14 protein-coding genes are annotated in these 18,009 nt (G+C 73.4%); 9 read left to right on the top strand and 5 right to left on the bottom strand.

Translation table 11 applies throughout. From position 1 onward, the window contains the following. Window positions 1-70: 70 nt before the first annotated feature. From AB0F40_RS14940 to AB0F40_RS14920, 5 genes are all read right to left on the bottom strand, one after another. Window positions 71-997: a dihydrodipicolinate synthase family protein gene (locus tag AB0F40_RS14940; protein ID WP_357468688.1), complete on the bottom strand. Its 927-nt coding sequence runs from the start codon at window positions 995-997 to the stop codon at window positions 71-73. Next, a complete protein-coding gene (locus AB0F40_RS14935; protein ID WP_357468685.1) occupies window positions 994-2,448 on the bottom strand; it encodes an FAD-dependent oxidoreductase in 1,455 nt (484 codons plus the stop codon). The genes AB0F40_RS14940 and AB0F40_RS14935 overlap by 4 nt, the downstream gene beginning before the upstream one ends. Then, complete coding sequence (locus AB0F40_RS14930) at window positions 2,445-2,762, bottom strand: (2Fe-2S)-binding protein (protein WP_357468682.1); 318 nt, start codon at window positions 2,760-2,762, stop codon at window positions 2,445-2,447. The genes AB0F40_RS14935 and AB0F40_RS14930 overlap by 4 nt, the downstream gene beginning before the upstream one ends. After that, window positions 2,759-3,970, bottom strand: a complete 1,212-nt coding sequence (locus AB0F40_RS14925) for an FAD-binding oxidoreductase (protein ID WP_357468679.1) — start codon at window positions 3,968-3,970, stop codon at window positions 2,759-2,761. The genes AB0F40_RS14930 and AB0F40_RS14925 overlap by 4 nt, the downstream gene beginning before the upstream one ends. 78 nt (window positions 3,971-4,048) lie before the next feature. Further along, complete coding sequence (locus AB0F40_RS14920) at window positions 4,049-4,729, bottom strand: GntR family transcriptional regulator (protein ID WP_357468676.1); 681 nt, start codon at window positions 4,727-4,729, stop codon at window positions 4,049-4,051. A 236-nt stretch (window positions 4,730-4,965) separates the two neighbouring features. Between AB0F40_RS14920 and AB0F40_RS14915 the strand changes: the two genes are divergently transcribed. From AB0F40_RS14915 to AB0F40_RS14875, 9 genes are all read left to right on the top strand, one after another. Next, window positions 4,966-6,969, top strand: coding sequence for a beta-L-arabinofuranosidase domain-containing protein (locus AB0F40_RS14915; protein ID WP_357468673.1), 2,004 nt, complete (start codon window positions 4,966-4,968; stop codon window positions 6,967-6,969). 102 nt (window positions 6,970-7,071) lie between these two features. Continuing rightward, entirely contained in the window at window positions 7,072-8,787 is a 1,716-nt protein-coding gene (locus AB0F40_RS14910) for an ABC transporter substrate-binding protein (protein ID WP_357468670.1), read from the top strand. Window positions 8,788-8,790: 3 nt separating this feature from the next. After that, a complete protein-coding gene (locus tag AB0F40_RS14905; protein ID WP_357468667.1) occupies window positions 8,791-9,783 on the top strand; it encodes an ABC transporter permease in 993 nt (330 codons plus the stop codon). Continuing rightward, window positions 9,783-10,778, top strand: a complete 996-nt coding sequence (locus tag AB0F40_RS14900) for an ABC transporter permease (protein WP_357468664.1) — start codon at window positions 9,783-9,785, stop codon at window positions 10,776-10,778. The genes AB0F40_RS14905 and AB0F40_RS14900 overlap by 1 nt, the downstream gene beginning before the upstream one ends. After that, window positions 10,775-11,677: an ABC transporter ATP-binding protein gene (locus AB0F40_RS14895; protein ID WP_357468661.1), complete on the top strand. Its 903-nt coding sequence runs from the start codon at window positions 10,775-10,777 to the stop codon at window positions 11,675-11,677. The genes AB0F40_RS14900 and AB0F40_RS14895 overlap by 4 nt, the downstream gene beginning before the upstream one ends. Beyond that, window positions 11,674-12,525 (top strand): ATP-binding cassette domain-containing protein, encoded by an 852-nt coding sequence (locus tag AB0F40_RS14890; RefSeq protein ID WP_357468658.1) that lies wholly within the window; start codon window positions 11,674-11,676, stop codon window positions 12,523-12,525. Before AB0F40_RS14895 ends, AB0F40_RS14890 begins: the two co-directional genes overlap by 4 nt. Further along, window positions 12,522-13,814: an alpha/beta fold hydrolase gene (locus AB0F40_RS14885; protein ID WP_357468655.1), complete on the top strand. Its 1,293-nt coding sequence runs from the start codon at window positions 12,522-12,524 to the stop codon at window positions 13,812-13,814. Before AB0F40_RS14890 ends, AB0F40_RS14885 begins: the two co-directional genes overlap by 4 nt. After that, the gene (locus AB0F40_RS14880) at window positions 13,811-15,238 is read left to right on the top strand and encodes an aminopeptidase P family protein (RefSeq protein ID WP_357468652.1); all 1,428 of its coding nucleotides are present in this window, start codon (window positions 13,811-13,813) and stop codon (window positions 15,236-15,238) included. Before AB0F40_RS14885 ends, AB0F40_RS14880 begins: the two co-directional genes overlap by 4 nt. Then, window positions 15,231-17,918: a beta-L-arabinofuranosidase domain-containing protein gene (locus AB0F40_RS14875; protein ID WP_357468649.1), complete on the top strand. Its 2,688-nt coding sequence runs from the start codon at window positions 15,231-15,233 to the stop codon at window positions 17,916-17,918. Before AB0F40_RS14880 ends, AB0F40_RS14875 begins: the two co-directional genes overlap by 8 nt. Window positions 17,919-18,009: the final 91 nt, after the last annotated feature.

The raw sequence follows: 18,009 nt of genomic DNA, 5'->3' as shown, positions 1-18,009 counted from the left end.
GACTCCGCCCTCCGTTGAGTGTTGGGTATCTGTGCGGTCGAATCCTTTCGAGAGCGCAAATACCCCGCACTCAGCGGGGCGGGCGGGCCGCGATGTACGTGAGGGCCGCTTCCGTGTCCTTGCGGACCTGGGCCTCGTGCTCCGCGGACAGCGGTCCGCGCGGCGGGCGGGTCGGTCCACCGTAGCTCTGCCCGGCCAGGTCGATCGAGAGCTTGATCGCCTGCACGAACTCGGTCTTCGAGTCCCAGCGGAACGCCGCGACGAGGTGCCGGTACAGCTCGCGGGCCTCGTCGATCCGGCCCTCGGTGACCAGGGTGTAGATCTCGACGGCCTCGCGGGGGAACGCGTTCGGGTAGCCGGCGAACCAGCCGGTGGCGCCCGCCACGAGCGACTCGAAGAGCAGGTCGTCGGCGCCCGCGATCACGTCCAGGTCCGGGGCCAGCTCCTTGATCTCCAGCACGCGCCGCACGTCGCCGGAGAACTCCTTCACGGCTACGACGTTCTCCAGCTCTGCGAGCTCGGCGAGGAGGTCCGGCGTGAGGTCGACCTTGGTGTCGAACGGGTTGTTGTAGACCATGATCGGGATGCCCACCTCGTTGACGGCGGCGTAGTGGGCGAGCACCTCCGACCGGTTCGCCCGGTAGATGGTGGGCGGCAGCAGCAGCACGGCGTCGGCGCCGTCCTCGGCGGCGAGCTCGGCCCAGTGCGTGGCCTGGTGCGACCCCACACCGTGCACGCCGGCCACGACCAGCCCGCGGTCGCCCACCGTCCGCACGGCCGTCTGGATCACGGTGCGGCGCTCGTCGTCGGTGAGCGACGAGTACTCGCCGAGCGAGCCGTTCGGGCCCACGCCCCGGCAGCCGTTGTCCATCAGGAACTCGCAGTGCGCGGCGAACCGGTCGTAGTCGACGGCGAGCCCGGCGGGTGCCGAGTCGTCCGGCGTGAAGGCAAGGGTGGTGGCGACGATCACGCCGCCGAGGTCGAAGCGCTGGTTCATGGTTGGTCTCCTCTGGTTGGCAGTGCGGTGGGCAGGGATGCCGTGGGCGGGGGTGCGGTGGACGGGGAAGCAGCGGGCAGCGCGGCGAGGTCGCCGAGTCTCACCGGTACGACGAGCGGGCGGCGGTCGACGGCGGGCGTGGGATCCCCCAGGAGCTCCTGCAGGGTGCTGCCGCACATCCGGGCCTGGCACGGGCCGAGCCCGGCGCGGCTGGTGAGCTTGACCGAGCGGGTCTCGTGCGACCCGGTGAGCTCGACCACCTCACGCAGCCGCCCGTAGGTGGTCTCCTCGCAGCGGCAGACGACGGTGTCGTCGCGCAGCCAGCCGGTCCATCCGCCGCGCACGCCGTGGGCCGCCACGATGCGGGCCGCGAAGCCGCGGGCCCGGTCCCGCGCGCGGACCGCCCGCCGCGCGGCGGGCGCGCCGCCGTCGCCGCCCGCCGCCGCCGTGCCCGCCACGGTGCCTTCGGCGAGCGCGGCGTCCGCTCCGCCGATGCCCGTGATCTCGCCGGCGGCCCAGACCCCGGGGACGGAGGTGGCCTGGGCGTCGTCGACGATGACGAACCGGTCCGGCGCGAGGGCGCACCCGGCGGCGATCGCCAGCTCGAGGCGGGGCGTGAAGCCGTGGCTGACGCAGACGGCGTCGGCCTCGACCTGGCGCTCGGACCCGGCGACCGGAGCCCAGCGTCGGTCCAGGCGCGCGATGGTCACGGCCTCGACCTGCCCGTCGCCGTGCGCGGCCACGACCGCCTCGCCCGGGCGCCACGGCACCCGGTGGCGCACGAGGTCAGCCACGTACCCGGCGAGCTCGCCGGCCTTTCCGGCGGCCCCGGCCAGCTCCCAGGGCCGGCTCAGCCAGCCGCGTGCGAGAGCGCCGATCCGGCCCGCCTCGTGCACGCCGACGACGGTGGCCCCGGTCTGCAGCACGGAGGATGCGACGGGCAGGAGGAACGGGCCGGCACCCGCGACGACGACCCGCCGCCCGACGGCCACCCGCTCCCCCTTCGCCAGCGCCTGCGCCGCTCCGGCCGAGTAGACGCCCGGCAGCTGCCAGCCCGGGAACGGCAGGGTCCGGTCGTGGGCGCCGGTGGCGAGCACCACGGCGTCCGGCTCGAAGGCGCGGGCCTCCCGCCCCGCCCCGTCGGGCTCCCCGAGCAGGACGTTGAGGCGGATCCCACCGTCGAGACGCTCGAGCGACCACACCTGCGCCGACGGCAGCACCGTCACGGCCGGGTGCGCGCGCAGCACGTCGCTCAGCTCGCCGAACGTCGACCACCGGTGGTGCAGCACACTCTGGCGAGCGGCCTGCCGGGCGGGCGGCAGATGGCGCCAGTACTGGCCGCCGAGCCCGTCGGCGGAGTCGAGCAGCGTGACCGCCGCCCCTGCCGCCGCGGCCGCCCGGGCGGCGGCGAGCCCCGCCGGGCCGGCGCCGACCACCACGACGTCCCTCATGCGGTGACCCCCGGTTCGCCCTGGCGGGTCACGACGTCGCCGTCCTGCGCGCGGCGCAGGCAGGCGCGCACGTCCCGCAGGCCGTTGACCTCGACGAGACAGTCGAAGCACACGCCGATCCCGCAGAAGACGCCGCGGGGCGCGCCGTCGGCGGCGGTGGTGCGCCACTGGCGCCGTCCGGCACCCAGCAGCACGCCGGCGATCGTCTGCCCGGCGGTCCCGGTGACGGGCTCGCCGTCCAGCCAGAGGGTCAGGGGCCGGTCGGCGGCCGGCTCGGCGGCGTCGACCTCGGCGGGCACACGGTACGACGTCATCGCCGGGCCTCCTCGGTCGGGGTCAGGACGGGGCGCGGCTCAGCGAGGCCGGGCCGGTCGACCGCGTACGGGCGCGGGTCGACCGAGGTCTCGAGGCCCAGCAGCTGCGCGGCGAGCAGGTCACCGGTCGCCGGGGCCAGCCCGACGCCCGCGCCCTCGTGGCCGGTGGCGAACCACAGCCCTGGACGGGCCGGGTCCGGGCCGACCACCGGAAGGTGGTCGGGCAGGTACGGACGGAAACCCAGGTAGGACCGCATTACGTTGGCACGGGCCAGGAACGGGAACACCGCCACGGCGCGCCGCGCCATCTGGGCGAGCACCTCCGTGCGCAACCGGTCGTCGAACCCGACCTGTTCCCGGCTCGACCCGATCAGCACCGTGCCGCCGCGCGTCGACTCGATCACGGCGGAGGTCTGCAGCTCCGCACCCGCCGACTGGGTGGCGGCGAAGTAGTCGCCGTCGTACACCTTGTGGCGGATGCGCTGGGGCATCGGGGTGGTGACGAGCACCATCCCGCGGCGCGGACGCACCGGGACGCGCGCGCCGAGCCGTTCGGCGACCTCGGCGGACCAGGGGCCCGCCGCGACGACGACGGCGCCCGCGGGGACCTCGCCCCGGGAGGTGACGACGCCGGCCAGCTCGCCGTCGGCGCCGAGCAGCGGGCCGGTCACCTCGACGCCGGTGCGGACGTCGGCGCCGGCGCGACGCGCGGACGCGAGCAGCGCCTCGGCGGCCGCCACCGGCTGCACCTGGGCGTCCTGCGGGTAGTGGACACCGCCCAGCACGCCCGGCGCCAGGTCGGGCTCGAGCCGGCGCGCGCCGTCAACGCTCACCTCCACGGCCTCGACCCCGCACGCCCGCTGAGCGGCGGCGAACCGGCGCAGGCCGGTCAGGCCGTCACCGGAGGTGACGACCACGAGACCGCCCTTGGCGTCGTGCTCGATGGACGGGAACCGCGGCCCGAGCTCATCCGCCAGCTCCTGGGCTAGCTCGACCCACCGGCGCAGCGACACCTGGGCCAGCTCCAGCTCGGGACCCGGGCCCTTGTCGGAGACCAGCAGGTTGCCCTCGCCGTGGGCGCTGGTGGCTGCGGCGGCCGCCCCGCGGTCGAGCACCGTCACCCGGGCGCCTGCCCGGGCGAGGGCTCGCGCGCACGCCGCGCCGACGATCCCGGCACCGACGATCACGACGTCCGCTGCCACATCCACCCCCTCGATCGTCCGGTCAGTTCAGCTCAGTGGTCTCGACGAGCGCAGTGATCTCGACAAGCTCGACCAACGACGGCGTCAGTCCTCCGGCTTGCCCGCCCACGTGCCCAGCGAGTGCCCGATGTGCCGCTCCATGAGCGCCTTGGCGCCGGGGCCGTCGCCCGCCGCGAGCAGGTCGAGCAGCTCGTGGTGCTCCTGGGCGGAGCTCGCGAGCGTGCCGCTCGCGACCATCGTCGACAGCCCCAGGAGCCGTGCCCGGTCCCGCAGGTCCGACACGATCTCGCCGGCCACCGGGTTGCCCAGCAGTCCGGTCAGCCGCAGGTGGAACGTCTGGTCGGCCTGGAGGTAGGCGATCAGGTCGCCCGTGCGCGCGCGCTCGACGATCTCGTCGGCGAGCGCGCGGAACTCCTGCAGCTGCCCCACCGGGAACGACTTGGCCAGCCGTTCCATCCAGACCGGCTCGATCACCAGCCGCACGGCGGCGACGTGCCGCAGCGTCTGGTCGCTCACGCGTGTGACCCGGAACCCCTTGTTCCGCACCGCCTCCAGGAAGCCCCGGCGCTCCAGGTCCAGGACCGCCTCGCGGACCGGCGTCGCGGACACGTCGAACCGCGCGGCGAGCGTCGGTACGGAGACGAGCTCACCGGGCTCCAGCTCGCCGGCGACGATGGCCGCGACGAGCGCACGGTGCACCTGCTCGCGCAGGCTCGCGACGGGCGGGAGGCGACGGACGGACGGGGTGGGTGATGCTGCGCTCATGAGGCACTCCTGGGTGGTCAGGCAACGCTAGTAGTATATTACACGGCACGCGGATCTCCTCGTCAATGCGCGCCGAGGGTACCCGAGCCGCGCCGACCGGGGGTGTTGCACCAGCCGAGAAGTGGCTGGATCGGCCGAAACGCGACGTTTACATTCACCCCATCGACACCACTGTCGTCGATCAGTAAAATATCACGCATCACATATCGTGGGCCGACACTTCGAAGGCGAGGACGATGCCGAGCGACACGACGACCGGGGCGCACCGACGCGCAGCCCGGCTGGGCACGACACCTGCCACCACCCCTGCCGCGACCACCCCGCCGGCCCGGCCTGCCGGGCGCCCGCTGGGCGCCGACCACGTGGTGCTCACCGACGGCCTGCTGGGTGGGTGGCAGCGCCGCAACAGCGAGCGGACGCTGCCGCACGTCATCGCGCAGGTCCGCACGTCGGGCGTGCTGGACAACTTCCGCCGCGTGGCGCACGCGACCGGCGAGCCGTTCCGCGGCCGCTACCCGTTCGCCGACACCGACGCCTACAAGACGCTGGAGGCGGCCGCCTACGAGCTGGCCCGCGCCGAGGCTGCCGTCGGCAGCGTCACCGGCAACAGCACTGCCGCCGTCCGCGCCTTCTACGAGGAGACGCTGGCCCTCGTCACGGCCGCGCAGGCCGACGACGGCTACCTGTCCTCGTTCCACCAGGGCGCCGACGCGACCGTCCCGCCGTGGTCGGACCTGGCGGGCGGGCACGAGCTCTACAACCTGGGCCACCTGGTCCAGGGAGCGCTCGCCGCGGCGCGCCGGCTCGGCGACCACCGGCTCCTCACGGTCGCGCGGCGGTTCGCGGACCTCGTGGTGGACCGGTTCGGCCCGGGCGGGCGGGCGGAGTACTGCGGCCACCCGCAGGTCGAGGTGGCGCTCGTCGAGCTCTACCGGGAGACGGGGCACGAGCCCTACCTGCGCCAGGCCGAGGTGTTCGTCGAGCGGCGGGGCTCGGGCCTCTTCGCCACCGCACCGTTCGGCCCCGCGTACTACGCGGACCACGCTCCGCTGCGCGACCTCGATACCGTCTCGGGCCACGCCGTCCGCATGGTCTACCTCGCCGCGGGCGCCACCGACGTCGCCATCGAACGGCGCGACCCCGCCCGGATCGAACACCTGGTGCGGCTGTGGGACGACATGGTCCGCACCAAGTCGTACGTGACGGGCGGGATCGGCTCCCGGCACTCCGACGAGGCCTTCGGCGACCGGTACGAGCTGCCGTCCGACCGTGCCTACGCCGAGACGTGCGCCGCGGTCGGCACCATACAGTGGGGCTGGCGCCTGTTCCTCGCCACCGGCAGCGCCGCGGTGCTGGACCACGTGGAGCGGGTCCTCTACAACGGGTTCGCCGCCGGGGTGTCCCGCGACGGCACCCGGTTCTTCTACGACAACCCGCTGCAGCGCCGTCCCGACCACCTCGACGGGCGGCCGGCGGACCCGGCACAGCCCCTGCGCCGCCCGTGGTTCGGCTGTGCGTGCTGCCCGCCGAACGTGGCGCGCTGGATCAGCGGGCTCCAGGACCACGTGGCGCTCGAGACCCCCGACGGCCTGACTCTCGCCCTGCTCACCGCCTGTCGGGTGCGCTCGGCGGCGCTCTCCGTCGAGGTGGTCACCGACTTTCCCTGGGACGGCCGCGTCACCGTCCGCGTGCTCGACGCCCGCGACGCGCCGGCGACGCTGACGGTCCGCGTCCCCGGCTGGGCGACGACGCCGCGGGCCACGGTCGACGGCACGAGGGTCAGCACGGACGTGGGCGACGGCTGGCTACGGCTGACCCGAGCGTGGCGGCCGGGCCAGGAGGTGGTGCTCGACCTGCCGATGCCGGCGCGGCTCGTCACGGCCCACCCCGCCGTCGACGCCGCCCGGGGCGCCGTCGCCGCGGTGCGCGGGCCGGTCGTGCACTGCCTGGAGCAGGCCGACTCCCCCGTCCCCCTCGACGAGGTCGTCGTGCACGACGTCGGTGCGGCGCCGCCGTCCGACGACGCCGCCCGCGACCCGCTCCTGGCCCACGCCCTGACCGCACACGTGAGCCGGCGGCCCGCGCCGTCGGACGACCCGTACCCGGCCGCGGACCGGACAGACCCGGACCGGACAGACCCACCGACCCCGTCGACGACGACGCCGGTCGCGCTGGTGCCCTACCACCTCTGGGCGAACCGCGAACCCGGGGCGATGCGGGTCTGGCTCCGGCACACCTGACCGGAGCCGGACCGCCCGGGGGGCGCCAGTCCCCCACGTCCTACCCGTACGACCTCGACGCGACTGCGTCGACTATCGAGTCACCGACCGAGAGGCCACATCGTGAAGCTCCATCGGATAACGACAGCGTTCCTCGCTGCCGCCACGACACTCGCACTCGCCGCCTGCGGCGGTGGCGGCACCCCGGACGACTCCGCGGCAGGCGGGGGCGGCGGGTTCTCCGCCGAACCCGCCGAGGGTGGCACCGTCCACGTGCTGCAGAACGCCGACTTCTCCTACCTCGACCCGGCGCGCGGCTTCGACGGCGGGGTGAACAACTTCTACCGGCTCGTCTACCGCCAGCTCACCACGTCGGCGCCCGGCTCGGCCGAGGACCCGAACGAGATCGTCCCGGACCTCGCCGAGAGCCTCGGCGAGGTGTCCGACGACGGGCTGACCTGGACGTACCGGCTCAAGGAGGGTCTGAAGTTCGACACGGGCGACCCGATCACGTCCGCAGAGGTCAAGTTCGGCATCTCGCGGGCCTGGGACCCCGAGATCGGTATCGGGTCGCCGTACCTCAAGCAGGTCATCGACGCGCCGGAGGACTACGCGGGCCCGTACGAGTCAGGCGACCTGCCGACCATCGAGACGCCCGACGACAGGACGATCGTCTTCCACCTCAAGGAGCCGTTCCCCGAGTTCGACGCCGCGCTCGCCCAGGTGAACGGGACGCCCTTCCCAGAAGGGACCGGTGACGGCGACGAGTTCATCCACGAGATCATCGCGTCGGGGCCGTACAAGCTGGCCGAGTACGTGCCGGGCAGCACCATCAAGCTCGAGCGCAACGAGCACTGGGACCCGGCCACGGACGAGGTGCGCGCCGCCAAGCCGGACGCCTGGGAGTTCACCATCGGCCTCGACCCGGCCACCATCGACGAGCGGCTCATCGCCGGGCAGGGTGCGGACGTCAACGCGATCGCCGGCACCGTCCAGCCGGCCACGCTCCCCCGCCTGCAGACGCCCCAGCTCCAGGAGCGCGTCCTCGAGCTCCCGGGCATCTGCACCACCTACATGGGGCTGAACACCACCAAGGAGCACATGGACGACGTCCGCGTGCGGCAGGCGATCAGCTACGCGATCGACCGCACCGCCATCGTCAACGCGAGCGGCGGCAACCAGCTGGGCGCTCCCTCCACGACGATCCTTCCCCCCACCGTCGCCGGCCACCAGGACTTCGACCTGTACCCGTCGGCGGACGGCACGGGCGACGTCGAGGCGGCACAGGAGCTGCTGGACGAGGCGGGCCTGTCGGACGGCTTCACCATGACGCTCGACATCCGCTCGCAGGAGTCCATGCAGGCCCAGGGCGAGGCGGTCCAGCAGGCCCTCAAGCGGGTCGGCATCACCGTCGAGCTCAACCTGATCGACACCGCCACGTACTACGAGACCATCGGCACGCCGTCGCAGCAGAACGACGCCGCCATCACCGGCTGGTGCCCGGACTGGGCCTCGTCGGCGGCCACCTTCATCCCGCCGCTGTTCGACGGCCGCAACATCTACGAGAAGGGCAACTCCAACCTCGCCCAGCTCGACGACCCGGACATCAACGCCCGGATCGACGAGATCAAGGCGATGACAGACATCGACGCCGCGAACGTGGAGTGGGGCGAGCTGGACGAGCAGATCCTGGAGCTGGCCCCGGTCGTGCCGCTGATGGTGGCCAAGACCGTCTCGCTCCCCGGCGAGAACGTCACCGGCCTGCACTCCTCGGCGAACGCGGCGACCGGCGGCATCGACTACGTCGGCGTCGGTCTCAAGGACCCCGAGAAGGGCTGATCCATGACGTCCTCCCCGACTGACCTCACGGGTACCAAGACCGTGGCGGCCGGGACCGGCGACACCGCGGAGGCGCCGGCGGCCACCCAGGCCGCCGGCGCCCTCCGGGCCGGTGCCGGCGGAACCTGGCAGGCGCTGCGCCGCGACACCGGCGCGATGCTCGGCCTCGGCTACATCGTCCTCATCTCGCTCGTCGCGGTCCTCGCACCGGTCCTCACCGCGATCAGCGGCTGGAACCCGTACGAGTTCGACCAGTCCGCCATCGACCCGAACCTCGGCGGCATGCCGATCGGCCCGTGGGGCGGAATGGGCGCCGAGCACTGGCTCGGCGTCGAGCCGGGCAGCGGACGCGACATCTTCGCCCGCATCGTCTACGGCGCACGGGTGTCCATGGGCATCGCGCTGTCGGCGACGGCGCTGACCACGGTGCTCGGGGTGTCCCTCGGGCTCGTGGCGGGCTACTTCGGCGGCCGGGTGGACCTCGTCGTCTCCCGCGTCATGGACTTCCTCATGGCCTTCCCGGCCCTGATCTTCATGATCGCCGTGCTGTCCGCCCTGCCGGCGAGCAACCGGTCCGCGCTGCTCGTCGTCGTGATCTCGGTCTTCGGCTGGCCCTACCTGGCACGCATCGTCCGGGGCCAGACCATGTCGCTGGCGCAGCGTGAGTTCGTCGAGGCGGCCCGGGCTGCGGGAGCGAGCGGCACGCGCATCGTGTTCCGCGAGATCCTGCCCAACCTGCGCTCGACCATCATCGTGATGGCGACGCTCGCCGTTCCCGGGTACATCGGCACGGAGGCAGGCCTGTCGTTCCTCGGGGTCGGCGTCGTCCCGCCCGCACCGAGCTGGGGCCAGATGATCGCCGCCTCCGTGAAGTGGTACGCCGTCGACCCCGCGTACTTCGTGGTGCCCGGCACGTGCCTGTTCCTCCTCGTGCTCTCGTTCACCGTGCTCGGTGACCGGCTGAGCGCCGTCGTCGACGCCCAGGAAGGTCGCTGATGCCCCGGTTCCTCCTCACCCGCATCTCGTCCGGCCTCGTGGTCCTGCTGCTGGTGTGCCTCTTCACGTTCGTGGTGTTCTTCGCGCTCTCGCCGGACCCGGCGGTCCAGATCTGCGGCAAGAACTGCACGCCGGAGCTCATCGACCAGATCCGCGGGAACCTCGGGCTGGACCAGCCGTTCTGGACCCAGTTCTTCCTCTTCGTCGCCGGGATCTTCGCGGGCCGCACCTACGGCGACGGCGCCGCGGCCGTCGAGTGCGCCGCTCCGTGCCTCGGCTACTCGTTCCAGTCCAGCCAGGCCGTGTGGGACATGATCGTCCAGCGGCTGCCGGTCTCGGCGACGATCGCCGTGGGCGCCGCCGTGCTGTGGCTGCTCGCCGGCCTCGTCGGCGGCCTGCTCAGCGCCGTCAAGGAGGACACGTTCCTGGACCGGTTCACCACCGGCCTGACGCTGACCGGCATGTCGATCCCCAACTACGTGCTCGCCCTCGTGCTGCAGTACGTGCTCGTGGTCAGGCTCCAGTGGCTCCCCTTCCCCCAGGCGGTCCGGTTCGCGGACGACCCCGTGCAGTGGTTCGGCAACTTCGTGATGCCCTGGATCGTGCTCGCCGTCGGCTACGCGGCCGCCTACACCCGACTCACCCGCGCCAACGTGCTCGACGTGCTGCGCGAGAACTACGTGCGCACCGCGTACGCGAAGGGCCTGCCCCAGGCGCTGGTCTGGCGGCGCCACGCCCTGCGACCGGCACTGACCCCCGTGGTGACCATCTTCGGCATGGACTTCGCCGGACTGCTCGGCGGCGCGCTCATCACCGAGACCGTCTTCGGCATCAACGGCGTGGGCAAGATGGCCGCCGACTCGATCGCCCGCAACGACCAGCCGGTGATCATGGGCGTCACGCTCCTGGCCGGGTTCCTCGTGGTCGTCGGCAACATCGTGGTCGACGTCGTCTACACCGCCATCGACCCGAGAGTGCGGGTGAACGCACGATGACCACCACCAGGAGCACCACGACCGGCACCGAAGCGCTCCTGCGGGTGCGGGACCTCACGGTCACCTTCGCCACACCCCGCGGCCCGCTCGACGCCGTCCGGTCCCTCGACCTCGACCTCGAGCCCGGCGGGGCGCTCGGCATCGTCGGCGAGTCCGGCTCGGGCAAGTCCATGACGAGCCTCGCGATCATGGGCCTGCAGCCCCGGGCCGCCCGGCGCACCGGGAGCGTCCGCCTGCGCGGCCGCGAACTGGTCGGGATGTCCCAGGCGGACCTGCGCCGCGTGCGCGGCGACCGCATAGCGATGGTCTTCCAGGACCCGCTGTCCTCCCTGAACCCCTACTACACCGTGGGGCTCCAGATCGAGGAGGCGTACCGCGCCCACCGCCCCGGCGTCACCCGCCGGGCGGCACGGAAGGTGGCCGTCGCCGCCCTGGAGCGCGTGCACATCCGGGACGCCGCGGTGCGCGTGGACCACTACCCGCACCAGTTCTCCGGCGGCATGCGCCAGCGCGTCATGATCGCGATGGCGCTCAGCACCGAGCCCGAGCTGCTCATCGCCGACGAGCCGACCACCGCGCTCGACGTCACGGTGCAGGCCCAGATCCTCGACCTGCTGCAAGAGATCCGGCGGGAGACGGGCACCGGCCTCGTGCTGATCACCCACGACCTCGCGGTCGTCAGCGAGATCACCGACCACATCGTCGTCATGAAGGACGGCGTGTGCGTCGAACGGGGTGCCGTCGAGCAGATCTTCACCGAGCCGCAGCACCCCTACACCCGCGCGCTGCTCGACGCCGTGCCGCGCATCGACGACGAGATCGGCGCCCTGCGCGCGGTGGCACCGGGCTCCCCGGCCGCACGGGAGAACGCCGCACGAGAGAACGGAGACCTCGCATGAGCGAACCGCTCCTGAGAGCCACGAACCTGGTCAAGGAGTTCCCGGTCATGGGCACCGGCGGGCTGCTGCGCCCGCCGACCCGGTTCCGGGCCGTCGACGACGTGAGCTTCGAGATCCGCTCCGGCGAGACCCTCGCCCTGGTGGGCGAGTCCGGGTCGGGCAAGTCGACGACGGCGCGGCTCGCCGCACGCCTGCTGGACGCCACTTCGGGCACCGTCGAGCTCGACGGCGAAGACGTCACGGCCCTGAAGCGGTCCGGGCTGAACCAGTTCCGCAGCGACGTGCAGGTCGTGTTCCAGGACCCGTTCTCCTCGCTCAACCCGCGGCACACCGTCGAGCGGATAGTCACCGCTCCCCTGGTCTACCAGGGGCGGCCGGTCCCGGGCGGCGCCCGCGCGTTCACCCGCTCCCTCATGGAACGGGTAGGCCTGGACCCCGACCACTCCCAGAAGTACCCGGCACAGTTCTCCGGGGGTCAGGCGCAGCGCATCGGGATCGCCCGGGCGCTCGCCGTCGGCCCCCGCGTCGTCGTGTGCGACGAGGCGGTCTCGGCGCTCGACGTGTCCGTCCAGGCCCAGGTGATCAACCTGCTGCGCGACCTGCAGCGCGAGGAGGACCTCACCTACCTCTTCATCGCGCACGACCTGGCCGTGGTGCGGCAGATCGCCACGCGGGTCGCCGTGATGACGCAGGGGCGGATCGTCGAGGAGGGTGAGCGCGACGCGGTGTTCGGTGCGCCGCGCCACGAGTACACCCGCAAGCTGCTCGACGCCGTCCCGCGCATCCGCCCCGAGTGGGAGAGACGGCGACGGGCGAACGCCGGCCGGCCCGCCGGAGCGCCGGCATGAGCGCCGGCTGGACGTCCTACCTGCTGCCCGGCATCGGGGTCCGCGAGCGCCGCCTCGCGGTGCCCCTGGACCGTTCGGGCCGTCTGGCGGGTGACGTGGAGCTGCTGGTCCGGGAGCTGGTCGACCCGACGCGCGGCGAGGAGGACCTGCCGCTGCTGGTGTACCTGCAGGGTGGCCCGGGTGGCGCGAACCCGCGTCCGCTGCGGCGGGACGGCTGGCTGGACGTGGCGCTGCGTGACTATCGCGTGGTGCTGGTGGACCAGCGCGGGACGGGCGGCAGCACCCCGCTGGACGGTGCGGTGCTGGCCGGGCTGGACGCGCGTGCGGGCGCCGACCTGCTGGCGTGCTTCCGCGCGGACGCGATCGTCGCGGACCTGGAGGAGGTCCGGGCGCGCGTGTACGGCGGCCGGCCGTGGGCGACGATCGCGCAGAGCTTCGGCGGCTGGATCACGCTCACCTATCTGTCGGTCGCGCCGGAGGCGCTGCGTGCCTGCTACGTCGCGGGTGGGATACCGGGTACGCCGCCGGACGCCGCCGAGGTGTACCGCAGGACGTTCGGCCGGGTGGCCGGCCGGACCGGTGAGTACTACGCGCGCTACCCGGCCGACGTCGGCGCGGTGGCGGCGGTCGCGGACCGGCTCGCCGAGGGCGACGTCCGGCTGCCCGACGGTGACGTGCTGACGGTGCACCGGTTCCAGTCCATGGGCATCGACCTGGGCATGCAGCCGGGGACGGAGCGGATGCACTGGTTCGTCGAGAAGGCGTTCGCGCGGCCCGGCCTGCTGTCGGCGGGGTTCCTGCAGGAGGCGATGGTGCGGACGTCGCAGGCGGACGGCCCGCTGTTCTGGACGCTGCAGGAGTCGATCTACGGGCACGGTCGCAACGGCCCGACGGGCTGGGCGGCGCAGGCCGAACGGGACCGGCGGCCGGAGTTCGGCCCGGACCGCCGTCCGCTGCAGTTCACGGGCGAGATGGCCTTCCCGTGGATGTTCGACGAGATCCGGCTGCTGCGACCGTTCGCACCCGCCGTGCACGAGCTGGCGGCGCGCACGGAGTGGCCGCCGCTGTACGACCTGGACCGCCTGGCCACGAACGACGTTCCAGTCGCCGCGGTGGTCTATCACGACGACATGTTCGTCGACTCGGGCCTGCAGCTCGACACGCTCTCGCGGGTCGGGTCCTCCCAGGCGTGGGTGACCAACGAATACGAGCACGACGGGATCGGCGACCCGCGGGTGTTCACCCGCCTGCGCGAGCTGGTCCGCGACCGAGGAGGAGAGATCCGATGAGCACGAGACCCCCTTACGCAGGCACCCGGGCACCCCGGCTGGTCGAGAGCGCGGCGTTCAACGCCCACATGGAGCAGGGCTGGGGCGCGCCCGACGTCGTCGTGCCGGTGACCCCCGGAGCGCCCGACGCCGCCGCCGCGCACCGCCGCCGGCTGTCCGAGCGGATCGGCGCGAGCGACGTCGTGGTGGGTGCGGGGCGCGCGAGCCTGCGCAACGGCGATGTGCAGTACGGGTTCCGCGCCGACAGCGACTTCGTCTGGCTCACGGGCGCGCAGGCCGAGGGCGGCGTGCTCGCGCTCCGGGCGAGCGGCGGCGGGCACGACGCGACGCTCTACCTGCCGCCGCCGGCCAAGCCCGGGGACAGCGCGTTCTTCGGCAACGCAGCCTACGGCGAGCTCTGGGTCGGCCCGTCGCCGGACCTGAGCGACTGGGCGGAGGCGTTCGGCATCACCGTCGAGCCGCTGTCCGCGCTCGACGCGGTGCTCGGGACGATGGACGGGGCACTCGCGTCGCCGTCGGTCGACGACGCCCTGGTGCGCCGGTTCGGCCTCAAGCCGTCCGAGGACCTGGCCCGCGCCCTCTCCGACCTGCGGATGATCAAGGACGACTGGGAGATCGCGCAGCTGCGCGAGGCGGTCGACCACACGGTCACCGGCTTCGAGGCCGTCGTCGCGGAGCTGCCGCGCGCGATCGGCGGGCTGGGCGAGCGCTGGCTGCAGGGGACGTTCGACCGGCACGCCCGCACGTTCGGCAACGGGCCGGGGTATACGACCATCGTCGGCTCGGGGCCGCACGCACCGACCCTGCACTGGGTGCGCTGCGACGGGCCGGTGCTGCCCGACATGCCGCTGCTGCTCGACATGGGGGTCGAGGCCAACTCCTTGTACACGGCGGACGTGACGCGGACGATCCCGCCGTCGGGCAGCTTCAGCCCGGTGCAGCGCGAGGTGCACGACCTGGTCGAGAAGGCACACCGCGCGGGGATGGCGCAGATCCGCCCGGGGGTCGAGTACCTCGACTTCCACTTCGCCTCCATGGAGGTGATCGCGCAGGGGCTGCACGACTGGGACCTCCTGGACGTCTCCGTCGACGAGGCCCTGTCCCCCGGCGGGCAGCAGCACCGCCGCTGGCTCGTCTGCGGCATCGGCCACCACCTCGGGCTCGACGTGCACGACTGTGCCCACTCCGACTACCCGGCCTACCAGGCGGCGCCGCTCGCGCCGGGCGTGGTCATGACCGTCGAGCCGGGCCTCTACTTCCACGCGCACGACGAGACCGTGCCGCCCGAGCTGCGTGGCATCGGCGTCCGCCTGGAGGACGACCTGCTGGTCACGGCCGACGGCGCCGAGGTGCTGTCCGACGCCCTGCCGATCGACGCCGCGGGCATCGAGCGCTGGACCACCGAGCGGATCCCGCATGCCTGAGCCGATCAGCGTCGCCGAGCCGTTCCCGCTCGGCGCCGTCGCGCTGCACGACGGCATCTTCACGCGGGCCCGGGACCAGCTGCTGCACCTGGCGCGCAGCTATCCGGTCGACCGGATGCTCGCCGTCTTCCGGGCGAACGCCGGCCTGGGCACGCGCGGGGCGCTGCCGCCCGGCGGCTGGGAGCACTTCGGCCACCCCGACGAGGAGGCGTGGGGCCCCAGCGAGTACCCCGGGCGGGAGGCGGCGCCCACGGCGAACCTGCTGCGCGGCCACTACGCGGGGCACTTCCTGTCCATGCTGGCGCTCGCCCACGGGGGTGCCCAGGAACCGGCCCTGCGGACCGAGCTGAGGGCCAAGGTCGACGACATGGTCGAGGGCCTGCGGGAGGTCCAGGAGGCGCTCGCGGCGTCGGGCCGCTACAGCCATCCGGGGTTCCTCGCGGCATACGGCGAGTGGCAGTTCTCCCGCCTGGAGGGCCTGGCCCCGTACGGCGAGATCTGGGCGCCCTACTACACGTGCCACAAGATCATGGCCGGGCTGCTCGACGCGTACCGGCACGCGGGGTCGCGGACGGCGCTGGACCTCGCCGCCGGGATGGGGCGGTGGGTGCACGGGCGGCTGTCCGTCCTGCCCGCGGACCAGCGCCGGGACATGTGGTCCCTCTACATCGCGGGCGAGACCGGGGGCATGAACGAGGTCCTGTGCGACCTCGCCGTGCTGACGGGCGACAAGACCTTCGTCGAGACCGCGCAGCTCTTCGACCTGGACTCGCTGCTGGAGGCGGCGGCGTCGGGCCGCGACGTGCTGGACGGCATGCACGCCAACCAGCATGCCGCCACGCTGCTGGGTTACCTCGCCCTGCACGACCTGACGGGCGAGGCCCGCTACGTGGACGCCGTCGTCAACCTCTGGGACATGCTCGTCCCGGGTCGCACGTTCGCGCACGGGGGCTCCGGCGAGAACGAGCTGTGGGGCCCGGCGGGCGCCGTCGCGGGCGACATCGGCAGCCGGAACGCCGAGACCTGCGTGGCCTACAACCTGCTCAAGCTCGCCCGGGCCCTGTTCGCGCGTACCGGCGACCCGCGGTACGCCGAGTACTACGAGCGGGCGGTCACCAACCAGGTCCTCGGCTCGCGGCACGACGTCGACTCGGACGACTCGCCGGAGGTCACGTACATGTTCCCGGTCCACCCGGGGGCGCTGCGCGAGTACGACAACGTCGGCACCTGCTGCGGCGGCACCGGCCTGGAGAACCACGTCAAGTACCAGGACTCCGTCTACTTCCGGTCGGTCGACGGCGCCGACCGTACGGTCTGGGTCAACCTTTACGTGGCCTCGACCCTGCGCTGGGCCGAGCAGGACGTGCGCCTCGTCCAGGAGACCGCCTACCCGCTGGAGGGCAGCAGCCGGATCCGCGTGGACGCCACCGGCGACCTCGACCTGCGGCTGCGGGTCCCGGGCTGGGTCACGAGCGCCGTCACCGTGACCGTCGACGGCGAGCCGCAGCCCGTGGACGCCGTCCCCGGACGGTACGTCTCGCTGCGGCGGGACTGGCGACCGGGCACGGTGGTCGAGATCGGCATGCCGCTGACCCTGCGCGAGGTCCCGGCGCCCGACGACTCCGCCCTGGTGACGCTGGAGCTCGGGCCGACCGTCCTGCTGGCCCGGAGCGCCGCCACCACCTGGCTCCCCGTCGCCGCCGCGACCTGGCGGCGCCTCGACGGGACGCTCGACGTCCCGCTCACGCCGGGCGACGACGGGACGTGGCGGCTCGGTGACCTCGTGCTGGAGCCCGCATGGTCCGGTTCGGACGCGCGGTACCACATGTACCTGCGCCGGTCCGACGCCCGCATCGCGTTCGCGGGGCCGGCCGACTCGGGCGTGCCGAACGTGGCCCGCCGGGACGGCAGCACGTTCCTCGACGTCCTCTGGTCGGACGGCGGCTTCCCCTCCCGTGCCGGGTTCCTCCGGGCGGTGCTGGCGACCGCGCACGAGTTCGTCGGGCTGGGGCTGCTCAGCGCGGCAGAGGCCGCCGACGTCCTGCGCGCCGCCGCCCGCTCCGGCGTCGGGCGGGACGCCGGCTCCGGCGTCGGCGGGCCCACGGAGGCGGAGGCTGCCCGCGAGGAGGCCGCGCTCCTGGCCGAGGCGCCCACCGCGGCGCGGGACGGCTCCGCGCCCCGCGTCGCGCTGGTCGCGGCCACCGCGCCCGGCGTCACCGGCTGGTACCACCGGCCGGCCGAGCTCACCGTCACGGCACGGGCCGACGCCGGTGAGCCCACCGTGGCGGTCCGGGTCGGCGACGGGCCCTGGGTCGCGGCGGGGCCCCAGCCGCTGCGGCTCGGCGACGGCGTGCACACGGTGAGCGCGCGCGCCGTCGACCCCGAGGGGCGCGAGCGGCACGTCGTCAGCGAGATCAGCGTCGACACCACGCCGCCCGTGACCACCGCCAGCGCCCGGCGCCTTGGCCCGCGCGGGGTCGAGATCAATCTCGCCGCCACGGACGATGTCTCCGGCGTGGACAGCATCCGGTGGAAGGGACCGGATACGTTCTGGGCGACCTTCCGTGAACCGTTCACGCGTGCCCTGGGCGACGAGCCCCAGGTCATCGAGTTCACCGCCACCGACCGGGCAGGCAACGAGGAGCCGGTACGGAACCTCGAGCTGCCGCCCGCCGACTGACCGCACGAGCACGACAGCCGCACGAGCACGACAACGAAGGAGTTGGTACCTGTTCGAGGCGCCGCCGGAGGATCCGGGGAACTGGCACGCG

It is taken from the genome of Promicromonospora sp. NPDC023987, from assembly GCF_040639055.1.
Taxonomy (GTDB): domain Bacteria; phylum Actinomycetota; class Actinomycetes; order Actinomycetales; family Cellulomonadaceae; genus Promicromonospora.
Note: the sequence above shows the minus strand (reverse complement) of the source record. Positions and strands in the feature narration are given on the sequence as shown.